Genomic DNA, 18122 nt, shown 5'->3' on the forward strand with positions numbered 1-18122 from the left:
GCAAAAAGGGCGGGGAAATTCCCCGCCCTTCGCATGTCTTCTGCTGTGAAAAAAGCGGCCTAAAGCACGCCAAGTCCCTTCAGCAGAATGAAGGCAATCGCAAGCGGTGCGATGAACTTCACGATAATGCCCCAGCCATTGATCCAGAACGGCACCACGCCATTATGGGCGGCAATATCTTCCTTGGCCTTGCCCCAGACAACCCAGCCAACAAACAGCGAGATGAACAGGCCACCAATCGGCAGCAGCAATTTCGAGCTGACATAATCCATCAGATCAAAGAAGCCGAGGCCAAAGATCTTGAACTCGCCCATAAGCCCCATCGACAGCGAGGACGGAATCCCCAGCAGGAAGATGATCACCCCCACCGTGATCGATGCCCATTTGCGGCTGATGCCACGGTCATCAACGAAATAGGCAACAACCACCTCAAGGATCGAAACCGCCGACGTCAATGCCGCAATACCCAGCAACAGGAAGAACATGAACGCAAAGATCGACCCCATCGGCATATGCGCAAACACCGCTGGCAACGTAATAAAGGTCAGCCCCGGACCGGCACTTGGATCAAAGCCGAATGCAAACACGGCTGGCAGGATCAAAAGACCGGCCATGACCGCAACCGACGTATCAAGCAGCGTCACCCAACCGGCCGAACTGGCGATATTTTCCTTTTTGCTCAGATACGAGCCATAGGTAATCATCGCCCCCATCCCAAGCGAGAGCGAGAAGAACGCCTGCGAAAGCGCTTCCGATACCGTTGCCCATGTCACTTTGGAAAAGTCCGGCGACAGCAGGAAGGCAATGCCTTCGCCCGCACCTGGCAGGGTCACGGAACGCACGATCAGCACCAGCAACAACGCAAACAGGGCCGGCATCAAAATCTTTGACGCACGTTCAATACCCGAACCAACACCCGCCAGGACGACAAAAACCGTCAACGCCATGAAGATCGCATGATAGATCAGCGGCGAAACCGGATCGGCAATGAACCCGCCAAAGATGCTGCCCAATGCGGCCGGGTCTTCAATCGCCAGCGCCCCGGTGATCGATTTGACCATATAGGAAATCGTCCAGCCAGCGACGACACTGTAAAATGACAGGATGATAAAGGCAGCCGCAACACCACAAAGCCCCACAAGCGGCCATGCACCGCCCTTGAGCTTTGCAAACGCGCCAATGGCGTTCTTTGCCGTCATCCGGCCAATGACCATTTCAGCCAGCATGACCGACAGGCCAATGGTGAAAACCAGCGCCAGATAAATCAGCAAGAAGGCACCACCGCCATTCTCGCCCGCCATATAGGGAAACTTCCAGATGTTGCCCAGCCCCACCGCCGACCCGGCAGCCGCCAGGATAAAGCCGAGGCGTGACCCCCAATGCTCTCGTTTAATCATTGCCTGCAAACCTTTCTTGGACTGGCATCCGCGGTAAGTCGCTCCCGCCGCAGTGCCGGTTCCTCATTTTTCTCTATAAACGCAAAGGTGATTTCACCTCACGCATTCCGTGAAGACCTTTTGCCTCCTTTCGGAATTGACCGGAGCTAATAACACCGATCTCCCGAAATCTCCTGTCTAAATTGCCGTGTTTTGCGCAAAAATCGGTCGTTTTGGCGCAAACGGACCTTTCAACGCCTTGTGATTGGTGGTTGATAGGCATTTTGGGGCATCATCCATCCATGAAACAGCTTCGCCCCATTATCTTCATGCTTGGAACCGCGTTCATGGGTGGTTTATCGCTGGCACATGCTGGCGAGTCCACGTCACCCCGCGCCGTGATCGAGCTTTACACATCCGAAGGATGCAATTCCTGCCCTCCGGCGGATCGTGTTCTTTACGAATTAAATCAGGAACATGGTGACCTTCTTGCCCTGTCGTTTCATGTCGATTACTGGAACTATCTGGGCTGGGAAGATCCGTTTTCCAGTGCGGCCAATACCGAACGGCAACGCGAATATGCTGGTCGCATGCGTGAACGCTATGTCTACACCCCGCAGGTCGTGATCAATGGCGATCAGGTCGTTCGCGCCACCGAAAAAGGCCGAATCGTCACCACCAGCAATGAAACGACCCCGCTTCGGGAATGGGCGGAACTGGCCCTGCTATCGGATAATCAAACCAGCCCCGCCAGTGGCAAATTAAAGCTCGGCATGCTCAATACCCCACCTGCCGGGCAGTCCTATCAGCTTTGGCTGATCGGGTTTGATCGCGAACAGGCACGCGACGTCCGGTCTGGCGAAAATGCCGGACGGCGTCTGGTTCATGCCAATGTCGTGCGCGAAATGATCGATCTTGGGCAGTGGGACGGCATGCAGCGCGAACTTGATTTCGCCCTGAACCAGCCTTGCGACGGCGGTGTCGCGGTCCTTGTTCAGGAAGGCCGCGGCGGCCCGGTTCGAAGTGCCTCGGTCATCCGCTTCTGATCTGCTATCGCTTTGCCCGCGCCGCAGCCGATTTTTGATCGCTGCGGCGTTTCGCGTCTTTTTGGATTGATTTGAAACAATGTCATCACATCCAATGTCGGATAAAGCATGATTAATGACGTCGGGCGCGGTATAGAAAAAGCGCATCCGGCACGAATTCCGACAGTCAAACGAGTTAGATGACAGTTTTTACCGGTTCTGATCTGACCTGTCTGCGTGGCGAACGTCTGGTCTTTGGCGATCTTTCCTTTAGCGCCAATACCGGCGATGCCGTGATGCTGCGCGGTCGCAATGGTGCAGGAAAATCAAGCCTTTTGCGCCTGATGGCGGGCCTCATGGCCCCGCGCCGCGGCACCATCCGCTGGCAGGGTGACGATATCGCCGATGATAAAATCGGCCATCGCGCGCGCCTGCATTACCTTGGTCATCAGGACGCGATCAAACCGGTCCTGACCGTTCGCGATAATCTGCGCCTGTGGGCCGAACTGCGCGGTATTTCCGATATTGATGCCGAAATCGATCAGGCGCTTCGCGCCCTTGATATTCATCACCTTGGCAAAACCGCCGGGCGATATCTTTCAAGTGGTCAAAAACGCCGCACCGCCCTTGCCCGTATCCTGCTGGGTCAAAGCGACCTTTGGCTGCTCGACGAGCCGACCGTTGGCCTTGATCGCGAAAGCTGTGCCGAACTGGCGCGTCTGATCGCCGAATTCCGGGCCAAAGGCGGCATCGTGATTTATTCCACCCATGTCGATCTGGATATCGCGGCACCGATCATCCTTGATCTTGATCCGTTTGCCATCCCGATGATGGAATGGCTGATCGAACATGATGATGAAGATGCCAACCAGCATCTCTCACTCGACATGGATCAAGGCAGAACGACGGAGGCCGCGATATGAATGCCTTTGTCGCCATCCTGCGTCGTGATTTGCGATTGGCCCTGCGTCAGGGCGCGGATTCCGTGATGGTGGTTGCCTTCTTTATCGTAACCACCACCCTGTTTCCGTTTGGTGTCGGCCCCGAAGCCAATATTCTGGCGCGCATTGCATCGGGTGTGATCTGGGTCTCGGCCCTGCTGGCGGCCATGCTGTCACTCGAACGTGTCTTTCAGACCGATTACGAGGATGGCACGCTGGAATTGCTGACCCTGTCGCCTGCACCGCTGGAATTGCTGGTTCTGGGCAAGGTGTGCGCCCATTGGCTGACGACCGGCCTGCCGCTGATTATTGCGGCACCCGTGATGGCCGTGATGCTCAATATGGATCAGGATGGCTTTGGCACCCTGATGATCGCCATGCTGATCGGCACACCGGCACTCAGCCTGATCGGGGCGATTGGTGCGGCACTGATTTTGGGAGCACGACGCGGCGGTGTGCTGGTGTCATTGCTGGTCCTGCCACTATATATACCGGTACTGATTTTCGGTGCCGGTGCGGTCGAGGCCGCATTGCTTGGCATTTCCGCCCAGGCACAGTTACAGATCATGGGGGCGATCCTGTTACTGTCTTTGGCTGCTGCCCCGTTTGCCACGGCCCACGCCATCCGGCAGGCCGTGGAATAACTTAAAACAGACGACCTTCGGCGGCATCGCCGCAAACGGACGAGAGAAAATGCATCGTTTCGCCAAACCAAGCGTGTTTCTGAAACTGACCGGGGCCATGATGCCCTGGGTGGTCGCGCTGACCGTCATTCTGACCGCCACCGGGCTTTATCTGGCCCTGATCGGATCGCCGGTTGACTATCAGCAGGGCAACACCGTCCGCATCATGTATATCCACGTGCCCGCGGCATGGATGGGCCTGTTCTGTTATGTCGGCATGGCTCTTTGCGGGGCCATGAGCCTGATCTGGAAACATCCGCTTGCCGATATCTGCGCGCGCGCCACCGCACCGGTTGGCGCAACATTCACCGCCCTTACGCTTATTACCGGGTCGCTTTGGGGCGAACCGATGTGGGGAACATGGTGGGTGTGGGATGCGCGTCTGACATCAATGCTGATCCTGCTGTTCCTCTATCTTGGCTATATCGCGCTTGTGAATGCCTTTGACGATCCCGAACGCGGATCAAAGGCCGGATCGGCCCTGGCACTGGTCGGCGCGATCAATGTGCCGATCGTCAAATTTTCCGTCGACTGGTGGAATACCCTGCATCAACCGGCATCGGTTGCCCGCATGGGCGGGCCCAGCATCGATCCCAGCATGCTCGCCCCGCTTCTGATCATGGCCTTTGCCTTCACCGGTTATTATTTCATCGTTCTGGTGCTGCGCGTTCGCCTTGAACTCAACCAGCGGCGCATCCGTGCGCTTCAACTCAGCGGCCTGTTTGACGAACGCCCCGTTGCCAGCGGCGATCATGACGAACTCGCCTATGATCAGGGTCACAACGCCGGAGCCAGCAAATGAACGAATTCTTCTCAATGGGCGGCTATGGCAGCTATATCTGGGCCAGTTACGGTATCGCAGCCCTTGCGATGATCATTCTTCTGATCATGACCCTGCGTGGCCTTCGTCAGAGCCAGACCGAACTTGATCAGCTTGAAACTGTTCTGAAAGCTCGCCGTCCCAGACGTGCCCGCACAACAGACCAGTCCCCGACTTCCTGAGCCCAAGCCTTCCTGAGCGGAGAATATCAAAGTGTCTCTTTCGCGTGCCAAATCCCGCAAACGTCAACGCATGTATATCGTCATGGCTGCCCTTCTGGCGGTCGGGGCGGCGGCTGCCTTGGCCCTTACGGCATTTGAAGATTCGGTTGTGTTCTTCTTCAGCCCGACCGAAATCGCCGAAAAATCGCCGATTGATCCCGATCAGCGCCTGCGCGTCGGCGGCCTCGTCGAAGAAGGATCGCTTAAAAAACTCGGCGGCGGTGAAACCGTCACCTTTATCGTCACCGACATGGCAAATGCGGTCACCATTTCCTATACCGGCATCCTTCCCGACCTGTTCCGCGAAGGCCAAGGCGTCGTCGCCGAGGGCCATATGGGTTCCGAGGGCCAGTTCATCGCATCCGAAGTTCTGGCCAAGCATGATGAAAACTACATGCCGCCCGAGGTCGCTGACTCATTGAAAAAAAGCGGTTATTGGGAAGAAATCGAAGCCCGCAACGCCGAAGAGATGCGTAATTAAGCCACATTCTGCCATCATAAAAACCTCATATTGAAGCCATCAAAGCGGCATTAAACTGGGTGGATGCCTTGCTGTTTGACAGCAGGGGCTGAGTGGTGTTCGTTTGGTGAACACCACATATCGGGGAAATCTGAAGAACGCATGATCGCAGAGTTTGGACATTTTGCCCTTATCCTGATTCTTGCATTGGGAACCTGTCAGGCCGTCCTGTTCTGTCCGGCCCTGTTTCGCGCAAGCTATCGCGCGCTCGGCCCGACAACGGCCCCGACAACGACAATGACACCGGCAATTGCTGGCGGAACCTTGCCAGATGGACTGACCGGCAATATCCGGACTTCCGAAAATGTCGGTGTCGGTGTCTGGCCCCTGCCCTTTGCCATGTGCGTTCTGGCAATCATTGCCGAAGCCGCCCTGATCCATTCCTTTATTGTCAGTGATTTTACCCTGCCCGTGGTGGCCGATTACAGTCATTCATCTACCCCGATGATTTACCGTATCGGTGCCTCCGTCATCTCCGATAGCGGCGCCATGCTGTTCTGGGTTGCGACCAGCACACTGGCGACACTGATATACGTCCTGCAAAGCATTGCGCGCGGCGTTACCGAACAGGATCGTGTCGCCCTTGGTATCCTTGGCATCATTGTCGCCCTTCTGGCGGCGGTAACAATCATTGATGCCGATCCGTTTATCCGGTCGGGCATCGCACCGCTTGACGGCAACGGTCTTGATCCGGAATTGCAGGACCTTGCCGGTATGGCACGCGGGCCGATCCTGTATGCCGGTCTTGCCGGATTATCGGTGATTTTCGCGGTGACCTTTGCCGCACTGCCGGGTGCGAAGCTTGACCGTGCATGGTCGGAACAACTACGCCCGTGGACGATGGTTTCCTGGACATTGCTGGGCGGTGCCATCGCCATCAACGCCTACCGTGCTTATACCGAACAGGCATGGGGCAACTGGTGGTACTGGGATACATCCGAAAATGCATTATTGCTGCCCTGGCTGTTGACCACGGCATTCCTGCATTGTCGGGCTGTTCTTGAAAAAACCGAAACCCTGAAACCCTGGACGGCTCTTTTGGCGCTATCGGCCTTTGCTGCGGGCTGGTTCGGGACATTCCTCGTACGCTCCGATCTATTGGGTCCGTTGCCAACCGCCCTGCTCAGCAGCGGCGACGCTGTTGCCCTTCTGGTTGCCTTCTGCGTTCTGTTTGGCGGGGCCTATTTCATGTTCTGGCGGTGCGCGACCGACATGATCGATGACAAGGACTTCTCGCTGGTATCGCGCGAAAGCGGCATGTTCCTCAACAGTGTGATGCTCTCGGTTGCGGCGGCCACCGTTCTGATCGGCACCATTTATCCGCTGTTCCTGCGCTGGCTGGGCGGCGATATCATAACGGTTGGCCCACCGTTCTTTGTTCAGGCCCTGATCCCCATCGGTTTGCCACTTCTGTTTCTGATGGGCTTTGCCCCGACGCTGCGCTGGCGCAAGGACGAAACATGGCAGATCGGGCGGCGGATGAAGCTGGCCGCCATGATGTCGCTGATCGTGATCCTGTTTGTCTGGATGCGCTTTATCGATGCGTCTCCCCTGCCATTGCTCGGGATCGGTCTTGCGGCCTGGGTCTTTACCGCTGCCCTTGGTGATCTTTGGGAACGCCTGTGGCGTCAACCCGACCACGGCGAAGGCAAATACCGCAATCTGCAGCTTCTTGGTCCGCGCTATCTCAGCATGACCTTTGCCCATATCGGGATCGCCATCCTGATCGCCGGGGGATCGGCCAGTGCCATCTGGGAACAGCAGATATCGCTTTCGGCGCGCACCGGACAAAGTATTCAGATCGGCCCCTATAACCTGCAATACGAAGGTGTGGCGCTGCTGCCCGGTGAAAACTTCGCCACCCGCAAGGCGACCTTCATCATCTATCGCAACGCCCAGCCCGTCGCCGAACTGTTCCCCGAAGTCCGCTATTATCCGATCCGCGGCATCGAAACCAAGGAAGCCGATATCTGGCATGGACGCGATGGGGATTTGCATGTTTCCGTCGGCGAACGGGCCGAAGATGGCGGGCGTGTCGTGACCGTCCGGTTCCTGCCAATGATGCCCTGGGTTTGGGGCGGAATGTTACTGATGCTGATCGGCGGTGCCATCAGTATCTGTACGCGCATTGTCCTGCGCTATAAGAAAAACGGAGTTCCCGCTTCATGAGATTCTGGATCGCAGTCATCCCGCTGGTACTCTTTGCTGCTCTTGCCGGTGTCTTTCTGACGAATATTGGTAAAGATACATCTGTTGTGCCGTCGGCCTTGCTGGGTAAACCGGCCCCCGATTTCCAGTTGCCCCCATTGCCAGGCCGTGACCGCGGATTGTCACGCGCCGATATTTCAAAGGGCGAGGTGTCGGTTCTGAACGTGTTCGCCAGCTGGTGCATTCCATGTCGTGCGGAACATCCGCTCATCAAGCGCCTCGCGCGTGAGGCTGACGTTCCGGTTTATGGCCTGAACTACAAGGAAAAAGACCCGCAGGACGGTGTCAACTGGCTTGATGAACTTGGCGATCCCTATGCAGCGGTCGGGATGGATTTATCCGGGCGGACCGGTATTGATTTCGGGGTCTATGGTGTGCCGGAAACCTTTATTATCGATGGCACCGGTCAGATCCGGTACAAACATGTCGGGCCCATCTCAAATCAGGTTCTTGAAGAAGTCTTACTGCCAAAGATTGCGGAGTTAAAAGGATGATCCGTCGAAATTATTCACTGTTCGCGGCCTTTGTCATTCTGCTGGGCCTGCATACGGCACCGGCTTTTGCGGTCAATCCTGACGAGATGCTGTCCAATCCCAAGCTTGAAGAACGCGCGCGCGACATCAGTCAGGGCTTGCGCTGTCTGGTCTGTCAAAACCAGTCGATTGACGATTCCGATGCCGATCTGGCCCGTGATCTGCGCATTCTGGTGCGTGAACGTCTGGTTGCTGGCGACACCAACGAAGAAGTCGTTGATTACATCGTCGAACGCTATGGCGATTATGTTCTGCTGAACCCGCCGCTGAAACCCGAAACCTACATCCTGTGGATCAGCCCCGCCGTTCTGGCATTTCTGGCCCTGATTGCGGTGATCGCCTTTTACCGCCGCAAACAGCGCGAAGACGGTGCGGGCCCGAAATCGCTTTCCAATCAGGAACAGAAGCGGCTTGATGAAATCCTTGGCACGTCACAGGATCGCTCGTAACGATGCAGTTTGGCCGCCCCGCATATAGTATTCTCCCGTCGCGAGGTTCCTTTTGATCTGGCTTGGCCTTGTCATACTTGCCGCGTTTGGCGGGCTTGCGATCTATGCCAGCCTGCCGCGTCGGCCTGCGGGGGTGGATAACCACAATACACCCGATGCCCGCCGCGCCTTTGGCCCGATGGCGCGGATCGGCTTTTCAACCCTGCCCATGATTGCCGCAGTTATTTTGTATAGCGCGATCGGCATGCCACAAATTCCGTCGCGCCCCTATTCCGAACGGGCGGGGGAACGCAATCTTGCCGCCGCTGCGGCCGCGGCAAACGATGTGACTGATCCCGACTTTCAGACCGATCAGCAGATCCGCCGTCTGCTCAGCCAGATCGTCCTGTCGCTTGAAGCCAATCCCCGCAATTTGCAGGGCTGGGTCGTTCTGGCGCGTGGGTCATTGCGTCTGGGCGATATCGAGCGGGCGGTTGCCGCCTTTGCGCGTGCCTATGCGCTTTCCGGTCATAATCCGTTACTCGCCATCGAATATGCCGATACACGCATTACCGCCCAACAAGGCCAGATTGACAAGGTGTCCCGCGATCTGATCCTGCATGCGCTTGGCCAGATGCCCAACCATCAGCTCAGCCGCTATTACTATGGCATGATGCTCAAACAGCAGGACAAGTATCAGCAGGCCCTGAATGTCTTTACCGATCTCTATCGTGACATTCCAAAGGACGACCCGCTCAGCGGTGCGACCGAGGCGGAAATACAATTGCTGAACGCAGAAATCGCCGACGCAACACAGGCCGAACCGAACTAAAGCGTTTTGTGCCCTTCGCTATTGCGTAATCAGGGGACAACCGGTTTTGGTTGCCAGTTCCGGATCACATTTCGGATCGGTACAGATCATGTCGAACTGCTCCAGCTTGGCAAAAAGCATCGGCTTGATGACATTGAACTTTGTTGAATCGACAACAAGGATCTTGTTGGCCGCGGTCTCAAGAACCGCCTGTTTGATATCAACCTCATGGGGGTTGGAACAACTGACACCCCGGCTGATATTGACCCCGCCCGCCGACATGAAGGCGGTATTGATATTCAGGTTCAGAATGGCATTCACGCTGTTGCTATCGGCAAAGGATGCCGAAGACGCGTGATACATCCCGCCCAGCATGATGACCCGAAGGCCCGGCTTTTTGCACAGGATTTCGGCAACATTGATCGAATAGCAGATCGCCGTGATATCCCGATTTTCTGGTAACGCATTGGCGAGATAGGGAATGGTCGTCCCGCAATCAAGAAATATGGTATCGCCCGGTTTGACATAACGCGCGGCAATCTGACAGGCTGTGCGTTTGAGATCGGTATGCGAACCGCGTTCACGGTCCAAGATGTATCCAAGGCCACCGGCTGCTGGCGACTTGAGCGTGATGTACCCCCCCATATATGTGAAAATATTTTCACAATTGGCGACATCACGGCGGACCGTCATTTCCGAAACGCCCAGCAGATCGGCGGCATCTTTCAACCGAATGACATTGCTGACCTCCAGATTGCGGGTCAGGGCTTCTATCCGGTCCTGCGATTTGATCGACATTCAGACTCCGTTCACTGCCGATATACTGGCTGACAGGCCGCAGACACACCTGAAATGATGTCGGCAACCGCTCAGCACAACCATAAATTTCATCCTAAAACCCCTGATTATAGCGAGACGGGCAGCAACTCAATCAAGTTCTGTTCTGATATGTTTTTGGCTTGACCGGATGTTAACCCGATGACAGGATCATTTCAATAAATGTTAAAAATTTAACAAAACGGCGATAGCAACCCGTTATCGTCGAGGGAAACGTTACATGTCGAATGCTCCACTTCCCGCCGTTGCAGGCGATCTTGCCGCTTATATTGATCACACCCTTCTGGCGGCCGATGCCACCCCCGATCAGATTGTCTCGCTGTGCGCCGATGCGCGAAAACACGCTTTCAAGGCGGTCTGTGTTAATCCGATCTATATCCCGCTGGTCGTGCGCGAACTGGCCGATACCAATGTTCTGGCATGCTCGGTGGTGTGTTTCCCGTTCGGGGCCGATCCGGTTTCCGCCAAGGTTTCCGAAACCCGCTGGGTGGTTGAACAGGGTGCCCGCGAAGTCGATATGGTCATAGCACTTGGCCTGCTCAAGGCTGGCGATACCGATGCCGTTCGCGCCGATATTGCCGCGGTAAAAGAAGCCTGCGGCGATGCCACCCTCAAGGTCATCATCGAAACAGCCCTGCTCACCGACGAACAGAAAGTCCTTGCCTGCGAACTGTCCAAACAGGCCGGTGCCGATTTCGTCAAAACCTCGACCGGTTTCGCCGGCGGTGGTGCCACTGCCGAAGACATCGCCCTGATGCGCAAAACCGTTGGCCCGGATATCGGGGTCAAGGCGTCGGGCGGGGTTCGCACCACCGAAGACGCATTCAAGATGATTGCAGCCGGGGCATCGCGCATCGGTGCCAGCGCCAGCATTAAGATTATCGGTCAGTAAACGGTGCCGGTGGCCGCATCCCGGCCACCGGAAAATTGCTGTTTTCGGAACGAACCGCATGAAAAGCCTTGGCTTTCATGCCAATAAGACGCAGAAAACTGCCAGCTATAAAAACGATTTCAATTTGGAGGTAACAATGAACAAGCTTCTTTCATCGCTTGTCGTCGCCGGTTCCCTGCTTGCAGGTGCGGCCCACGCAGACGAAGCGGTCAAAACGCCGGACATCATTTCGAAATTCACATCCGAAACCACCGGCAAGGAATATTCCATCGCCACCGTGGTCAAGGTTGACGGCATCGCATGGTTTGACCGTATGCGCGAAGGTGTCGAACAGTTCGGCGCAGACACCGGTCACGATACCTGGATGGTCGGACCGAGTGCCGCGGACGCTGCCGCACAGGTGCAGCTGATTGAAAACCTGATCGCACAGGGCGTTGATGCCATCAACATCGTGCCGTTCTCGGTCGAAGCCGTCGAACCGGTTCTGAAAAAGGCCCGTGACCGCGGTATCATCGTGATCGCCCACGAAGCATCAAACCTGAAAAACGCCGACTACATCCTCGAAGCGTTTGATAACAAGGCATATGGCGCGAAGCTGATGGAAGTCCTCGGGACCTCCATGGGTGGCAAGGGCAAATATGCCGCCACCGTCGGCAGCCTGACCTCCAAATCCCAGAATGAATGGATCGACGGTGCCGTCGAATACCAGAAAGAACATTTCCCGGACATGGAACTGGCGACCGAGCGTCTCGAAACCTATGACGACGCCAACACCGACTACACCAAACTCAAAGAAACCCTGACCACCTACCCGGACCTTCAGGGTATCGTTGGCGGCCCGATGCCGACCTCAGCAGGTGCCGGTCGTCTGATCGCCGAACGCGGTCTTCAGGGTAAACTGCACTTCGCAGGGACCGGTCTGGTGTCGGTTGCCGGTGAATATCTGGCAAATGGCGACATCGAATACATCCAGTTCTGGGATCCGGCGGTTGCTGGCTATGCCATGAACATGCTGGCCATTATGGCGCTCGACGGCAAAGGCGACCAGATCAAGGCTGGTCTCGACCTTGGCCTTCCGGGTTACACCAACCTCAGCACCCCGGAAGGCAGCAATGCCAACCTGGTTTATGGCCAGGGCTGGGTCGGTGTGACCAAGGAAAACATGGACAAGTATAACTTCTGATTTCATCCTTTGGTGAAGGCGTCCATTAAGGACGCCTTCATTTTATTATGAGATCAGGCCCTTTGTTTCACGTTGACGGGCTTGTCATGTCTGAAAATTTCATTGAATTGCGAAACGTCCGGAAAGAATTTGCCGGCGTTGTTGCGCTTAAGGATCTTTCGCTGACGATCCGAAAAGGCGAAATCCACTGTCTTGCCGGTGAAAACGGTTCGGGCAAATCGACCCTGATCAAGATCATGTCCGGTGTATATCAGCCAAATGCCGGCGAGATTTACATTGATGGCAACAAGGTTGAAAGCCTGTCTCCCATGGCCTCCATCGAACATGGGGTTCAGGTGATCTATCAGGACTTCTCCCTGTTCGGGAACCTGACCGTGGCCGAAAACCTTGCCATGAATGTGCAGCTTCGCGAACAGCGTCAGGTTCTGAACTGGCGCAAGGTCCGCGAGATTGCCAAGGAAGCGGTCAAACGTCTCGGGGTTGATCTTGACCTTGATACCGATGTCGAAAAACTGTCCACGGCGGGCAAACAGCTTGTCGCGATTGCCCGTGCGCTGATGTCAGATGCCCGTCTGATCATCATGGACGAACCGACAACCGCCCTGACCGGCAAGGAAATCGAAACGCTTTTTCGCATCGTCAAGGATATCCAGTCGCGCGGGATTGCCATTTTGTTTGTCAGTCACAAAATGCGCGAAATGCTGGAAATCAGCGAACATATCACCGTCATCCGTAACGGCCAGAAAGTGGCCGACGGCCCGACCGGCGATTTTGACGAAGCCCTGATCACCCGTCACATGACCGGGTCTGATATCATTTCCGAACCCTATATCTGGGACCAGCAGAAATATGGTTCGATGCCGCCGCGCATTGAAACCAAAAACCTGACCCACGGAAACGATCTCGACAATATCAACCTCGCGATCAAACCGGGCGAAATTGTCGGTGTTTCCGGCCTGCTTGGATCGGGTCGCACCGAACTTGCCCTGTCCCTGTTTGGCATGATGCCCGGTTACAGCGGCACCATTTCGATCAACGGCACGCAAACCGTACTTGATACGCCGCAAAAGGCGATCAGGGCCGGGGTTGCCTATGTTCCGGAAGACCGTCTCAGCGAAGGACTGTTTCTAACCCAGGGCATTGATCGCAATATGCTTGCGACCAGTTACGAAAAACTGGCCCCCGGCCTGCTGATTGATCATAACAAGGCCGAAGAATGGGTTGAAACCATGATCCGCGACATGCAGATAGCAACCCCCACCGGCAAAAAGCTGGTCAAGGAACTGTCGGGCGGCAACCAGCAACGTGTGGTGATTGCCCGCTGGCTTCTGACCAATGCCAAATTCCTGATCCTGAACGGCCCGACCGTCGGGGTGGATGTCGGATCGAAGGCGGAAATTCACCGGATCATTCGCGAACTGGCCCAAAAAGAAGGGCTGGCCGTGCTGATGATTTCCGACGACGTGCCGGAACTGGTCCATAACTGTAACCGTATTGTCCTGATGCATCGCGGAGCCTTTGTCGAGGAAATGGCATCTGCCGATACCTCCGAAGACCAGATCAGCGACAAGCTCAAGAATTTAACGTAAGGAAAAACTCGATGGCCTGGTTTCAAAAATCAGAGGTGGTCATCGCGGGCATTCTTGTGCTTGCCATGATCCTGATCGGGCTGGTCAACCCCGCCTTCTGGAGCCTGGACAACATGTTCAGCCTTCTGCGCAGCAACGTGATCATCGGCATCATGGCGCTTGGCGTTTTGCTGGTGATGATTTCCGGCGGGATTGATGTTTCGTTCCCGGCATTCGCTGTTGCCGCGATGTATCTGACCATCAAGGGCATGCTGTATTTCAATTATGACGGTGTTGTCCTGCCCTTCGTTGCCGCGGCGACGATGGGGGCGCTGTTTGGCTGCCTGAATGCGTTCTTTGTTTATAAATTCCGCATGATCCCGCTGATCGTGACCTTGGGTACGGGCAGCATGGTGCGCGGGTTCCTGCTGGGCGTTGTTGGCACCAGCATGATCAACATCAACAAAATGCCCGATGCCCTGATTGATTTCGGAAAGTCCGATATCATCAGCATGGTCAAACCCGATGGCACAACCTATGGCCTGACCGCGATGGTTGCTGTCTATGTCGTTCTGGCCGTGGCCCTGCATATTGTGCTGCGTTACACCATGATCGGCCGCGGGGTTTATGCCATGGGCGGCGATCCCGAAGCCGCCAGCCGCGTTGGCTTCAACATCCGCAAGATCACCTTCTTCATCTATTGTGTGGCCGGGGCCTTGGCCGGGTTTGCCGGCCTCCTGCACAGCGGCATGATCTGGCTTGCCAACCCGCGCGATTTCGTCGGTCTTGAACTGGACGTGATCGCGGCTGTGGTTCTGGGCGGTGCTTCCATCTTTGGGGGGCGCGGTTCCGTTCTGGGAACCATGCTGGGTGTGTTCATGCTGGTGATGGTGAAAAACAGCCTGATCATCATGAAGATCGACACGACGTGGCAGCGCGTTGTTGTCGGCGTCATCATTGTAATTGCCACCGCCATTACGGCATGGCGTGACCGCCGTGCGAATGCGTGAGGGGGCCGATATGAAACGTGAACTCGATTTCCGCAACCTTCTGAACAAGGACAACAATATCGTTCAGCTGATCGCCATGACGATCCTGATCTTTGTTGTCATGACCGCCCTTAGCCCAGACAAGTTCCTGCGCTATTACAATTTTGAATCCATCACCTACACCTTCCCGGAACTGGGCCTTCTGTCGATTGCGATGATGATTGCCATGCTGACCGGCGGCATTGACCTTTCGGTGATCGGCATTGCCAACCTGTCGGGGATCTTTGCCGGGGTGATGTTCAAGAAATTCGCTACCGACGCCGGTGTTGCCGATACCGGTTTTGGCATTGTTCTGCTGGGTGGTGTTGTCGCCCTTGGCACCGGGCTTGTCGCTGGGGCTTTGAACGGTCTGTTGATTACCCGGTTAAAAATCACGCCCATTCTGGCCACCCTTGGCACCGGGCAGGTCTTTACCGGCCTTGCCATCGTCATGACCGGCGGTCCGGCAATTGTCGGCTTCCCCGAAGCCTGGGCCTTTATCGGCAATGGCAAGATCTTTGGTCTGGCAACGCCGTTTGTCCTGTTCGTGGTTCTGGCCTGCCTGATTGCCTTCATGCTGCGCCGCACGACCTTTGGCATCAATCTGATGCTGATCGGTACCAACCCGAAGGCCGCCCTGTTTGCCGGTCTGAAACGCGAAAAGATGGTCCTGCTCAGCTACATGCTGACCGGGGTGATGGCGTCCATCGCCGGAATCATTCTTTCGGGGCGCACCAATGCGGCAAAGTCGGATTACGGCACATCCTATCTGCTTCAGGCGGTTCTGATTGCGGTTCTGGGCGGCACCAACCCGGCCGGTGGCCGTGGCACGGTGCTCGGTGTGTCGATCGCGGTTGCGGCCCTGATGCTGCTGTCAAGCGGCTTCCAGATTCTGCGGTTTTCCAACCATCTGATCGATTTTATCTGGGGCGTGTTCCTTCTGCTGGTGATTGCGCTCAACGCCTATAAAAACCGTTCGCGTTAAACGAGGTGACTTCATGACTGCGTCAACCAAGGTTAACCTGCGCAAAACCTTCTTCGGCGACGCCGAACATGTCATCGCATCGCACGGTGGCATGTCGGCCAGCCTGTTTCGCTATGAAACCGGCATCGAAGCAGTCCGGCTGAAAAACGAACGCGGCTATCTGGTCATTCTGCCCTTCATGGGGCAGATGATCTGGGATGCGGTGTTTGATGGCGTGGATCTGACCATGGAAAACATGTTCAGCATGCCGCGCCCGGCCAACGTCATTGTCGAAACCTATGGCTGTTTTGCGTTCCATTCGGGGCTGCTGACCAATGGCTGCCCCGGTCCGACCGATACCCATCCGCTGCATGGTGAAATGCCCTGTGCCGAAATGGACAGTGCCGCCATTGAATTTGGCCATGACGACGACGGTGCCTTTATGGCGATCAGTGGCACCCGCGAATATGTCATGGGCTTCGGTGCGCATTACATGGCGCGGCCCCGTGTGGTTCTGCGCCCGGATGCGACGCTTTTCGATATTCAGATGAATGTCGAAAACCTGTCGGGTGCGGCAATGGACCTGATGTATATGTGCCACGTCAATTTCGCGTTCTGTGACGGCGCACAAATCATCCAGCCCGCCGGTTTCACTCCCACCGACACCATCGTTCGCACCGAAGTCCCGGCACATGTGCCGCGCAACCCGGATTACGATGCGTTTCTTGAAACGCTGGCGCAAAATCCGGCGGCGATGGAAACCCTCGACGAACCGCATCGCTATGATCCCGAACAGGTGTTTTACATCCGCAACGCCAAAACCGATGCGCATGGCAACACCGCCTGCATGATGCGCCGGGTCGAAGGCGATGGCTTCCACATTGCCTATAACACCAATGATTTTCCCAAAACGGTCCGCTGGATACTGGCAAATCAGGATCAGAAGGTCGCGGCCTTTGCCCTGCCATCCACCTGCGAACCCGAAGGCTTCAACGCCGAAAAAGCCAAGGGACATGTCATTTCCCTGCGATCTGGCGAAAGCCGGAATTTCTCGGTAAGGCTGGGCTATATGACGCAGGCCGAAAGTGACACGGCCGAACAGGCGATCCGTTCGCTGTAAATCAGGAGAATGAATATGGCAGGCAAAATTGCCATTGTCGGAAGCAACATGGTCGATCTGATCACCTATACGGATCGTATGCCGTTGCCCGGCGAAACCATCGAAGCACCACGTTTCGAAATGGGATGTGGCGGCAAGGGTGCCAATCAGGCCATCGCGGCGGCACGTCTTGGCGCCGATGTCATGATGGTCACCAAGGTCGGCGACGATATCTTTGCTGATAACACCATCCGCAATTTCGAAACATCGGGCATTGATACCCGCTTTGTCGAACGGGTACCGGGCACCTCAAGCGGCGTCGCCCCGATCTTTGTCGAACCGTCAGGCGAAAACTGCATCCTGATTGTCAAAGGGGCCAATGCACAGCTGTCCCCGGCTGATGTCGACCGTGCTGCCGATGCGCTCAAGGAATGCGACCTGATTTTGATGCAGCTCGAAATTCCGCTGGAAACGGTGTATCACACCGTCGCCTTTGGTGCCGAACATGGCATTGAAACGCTGGTTAATCCGGCCCCGGCCCCGGCTGACCTCGACAGCACCAAAATCGAAAAGGCCACATTCCTCGTCCCGAACCAGACGGAACTTGCGACGATTTCGGGTATGGCCGTGAATTCACTGGCCGATGCCGAAGCCGCCGCAAGAAGCCTGATCGCACGTGGTGTCAAAACCGTAATTGTGACACTGGGCGGCGATGGCGCGCTTCTGATCAATGGGAACGATGCGGCGGTTCATATTGATCCGGTATCGGTCAAACCGGTTGATACGACCGGTGCTGGCGATGCCTTTATCGGCAGCTTTGCGCGCTACTATGCCGAAAACCGTGACGTCAAAGCCGCCCTTGAAATGGCCGTGCGGTATGCGGCTGACAGCATCACCCGTCCGGGTACCCAGAAATCATATGCAACCGTGCAGGATTTCGAAAAGTTCTGCCAATCGCTGTAATCAGGTCTGATCTTCGGACAAC

The 18122-nt window shown here is 55.9% G+C and carries 19 protein-coding genes; 17 read left to right on the forward strand and 2 right to left on the reverse strand.

Annotated elements, in window-relative coordinates:
- Nucleotides 1–59 precede the first annotated feature (59 nt).
- Complete coding sequence (locus TH3_RS17470; RefSeq protein WP_007090220.1) at nt 60–1397, reverse strand: sodium-dependent transporter; 1338 nt, start codon at nt 1395–1397, stop codon at nt 60–62.
- A gap of 281 nt (nt 1398–1678) precedes the next feature.
- Between TH3_RS17470 and TH3_RS17475 the strand changes: the two genes are divergently transcribed.
- The 10 genes from TH3_RS17475 (at nt 1679) to TH3_RS17520 (ending at nt 9587) form a co-directional block, all read left to right on the forward strand.
- Nucleotides 1679–2422: a DUF1223 domain-containing protein gene (locus TH3_RS17475; RefSeq protein ID WP_007090221.1), complete on the forward strand. Its 744-nt coding sequence runs from the start codon at nt 1679–1681 to the stop codon at nt 2420–2422.
- A 179-nt stretch (nt 2423–2601) separates the two neighbouring features.
- Nucleotides 2602–3324, forward strand: coding sequence for a heme ABC exporter ATP-binding protein CcmA (ccmA, locus tag TH3_RS17480; RefSeq protein ID WP_007090222.1), 723 nt, complete (start codon nt 2602–2604; stop codon nt 3322–3324).
- Nucleotides 3321–3986: a heme exporter protein CcmB gene (gene ccmB, locus TH3_RS17485; RefSeq protein ID WP_007090223.1), complete on the forward strand. Its 666-nt coding sequence runs from the start codon at nt 3321–3323 to the stop codon at nt 3984–3986. Before ccmA ends, ccmB begins: the two co-directional genes overlap by 4 nt.
- Nucleotides 3987–4035: 49 nt before the next feature.
- A complete protein-coding gene (locus tag TH3_RS17490) occupies nt 4036–4827 on the forward strand; it encodes a heme ABC transporter permease (RefSeq protein WP_007090224.1) in 792 nt (263 codons plus the stop codon).
- Entirely contained in the window at nt 4824–5027 is a 204-nt protein-coding gene (gene ccmD, locus TH3_RS17495; protein WP_007090225.1) for a heme exporter protein CcmD, read from the forward strand. Before TH3_RS17490 ends, ccmD begins: the two co-directional genes overlap by 4 nt.
- A gap of 31 nt (nt 5028–5058) precedes the next feature.
- Nucleotides 5059–5547, forward strand: coding sequence for a cytochrome c maturation protein CcmE (gene ccmE / locus TH3_RS17500; RefSeq protein WP_007090226.1), 489 nt, complete (start codon nt 5059–5061; stop codon nt 5545–5547).
- A gap of 141 nt (nt 5548–5688) precedes the next feature.
- The gene (locus TH3_RS17505) at nt 5689–7755 is read left to right on the forward strand and encodes a heme lyase CcmF/NrfE family subunit (protein ID WP_007090227.1); all 2067 of its coding nucleotides are present in this window, start codon (nt 5689–5691) and stop codon (nt 7753–7755) included.
- Nucleotides 7752–8288 (forward strand): DsbE family thiol:disulfide interchange protein, encoded by a 537-nt coding sequence (locus tag TH3_RS17510; RefSeq protein WP_007090228.1) that lies wholly within the window; start codon nt 7752–7754, stop codon nt 8286–8288. The genes TH3_RS17505 and TH3_RS17510 overlap by 4 nt, the downstream gene beginning before the upstream one ends.
- Nucleotides 8285–8776: a cytochrome c-type biogenesis protein gene (locus TH3_RS17515; RefSeq protein ID WP_007090229.1), complete on the forward strand. Its 492-nt coding sequence runs from the start codon at nt 8285–8287 to the stop codon at nt 8774–8776. The genes TH3_RS17510 and TH3_RS17515 overlap by 4 nt, the downstream gene beginning before the upstream one ends.
- 52 nt (nt 8777–8828) lie before the next feature.
- Nucleotides 8829–9587 carry a tetratricopeptide repeat protein gene (locus TH3_RS17520; RefSeq protein ID WP_007090230.1) on the forward strand — a complete coding sequence of 253 codons (759 nt, stop codon included), beginning with the start codon at nt 8829–8831 and terminating at the stop codon, nt 9585–9587.
- Nucleotides 9588–9605: 18 nt separating this feature from the next.
- Here TH3_RS17520 and TH3_RS17525 read toward each other — a convergent pair whose 3' ends face one another.
- Entirely contained in the window at nt 9606–10364 is a 759-nt protein-coding gene (locus TH3_RS17525) for a DeoR/GlpR family DNA-binding transcription regulator (protein ID WP_007090231.1), read from the reverse strand.
- A gap of 259 nt (nt 10365–10623) precedes the next feature.
- Here TH3_RS17525 and deoC point away from each other — a divergent pair, with 259 nt between their 5' ends.
- The 7 genes from deoC to rbsK all read left to right on the forward strand — a co-directional run bounded on the left by deoC (nt 10624) and on the right by rbsK (nt 18100).
- Nucleotides 10624–11295, forward strand: a complete 672-nt coding sequence (gene deoC / locus TH3_RS17530) for a deoxyribose-phosphate aldolase (protein WP_007090232.1) — start codon at nt 10624–10626, stop codon at nt 11293–11295.
- Between the two features lie 136 nt (nt 11296–11431).
- Entirely contained in the window at nt 11432–12478 is a 1047-nt protein-coding gene (locus TH3_RS17535) for an autoinducer 2 ABC transporter substrate-binding protein (protein ID WP_007090233.1), read from the forward strand.
- 86 nt (nt 12479–12564) lie between these two features.
- On the forward strand, nt 12565–14067 hold the full coding sequence (locus TH3_RS17540) for a sugar ABC transporter ATP-binding protein (RefSeq protein WP_007090234.1): 1503 nt from the start codon (nt 12565–12567) through the stop codon (nt 14065–14067).
- A gap of 11 nt (nt 14068–14078) precedes the next feature.
- Nucleotides 14079–15056 carry an ABC transporter permease gene (locus TH3_RS17545; protein ID WP_007090235.1) on the forward strand — a complete coding sequence of 326 codons (978 nt, stop codon included), beginning with the start codon at nt 14079–14081 and terminating at the stop codon, nt 15054–15056.
- A 10-nt stretch (nt 15057–15066) separates the two neighbouring features.
- Nucleotides 15067–16059, forward strand: coding sequence for an ABC transporter permease (locus TH3_RS17550; RefSeq protein WP_037987469.1), 993 nt, complete (start codon nt 15067–15069; stop codon nt 16057–16059).
- A gap of 13 nt (nt 16060–16072) precedes the next feature.
- Nucleotides 16073–17158: an aldose 1-epimerase family protein gene (locus TH3_RS17555; RefSeq protein ID WP_007090237.1), complete on the forward strand. Its 1086-nt coding sequence runs from the start codon at nt 16073–16075 to the stop codon at nt 17156–17158.
- Between the two features lie 15 nt (nt 17159–17173).
- Complete coding sequence (gene rbsK / locus TH3_RS17560; RefSeq protein WP_007090238.1) at nt 17174–18100, forward strand: ribokinase; 927 nt, start codon at nt 17174–17176, stop codon at nt 18098–18100.
- The last annotated feature ends 22 nt before the right edge of the window (nt 18101–18122 follow it).

It is taken from the genome of Thalassospira xiamenensis M-5 = DSM 17429 (genome assembly GCF_000300235.2).
GTDB lineage: Bacteria > Pseudomonadota > Alphaproteobacteria > Rhodospirillales > Thalassospiraceae > Thalassospira > Thalassospira xiamenensis.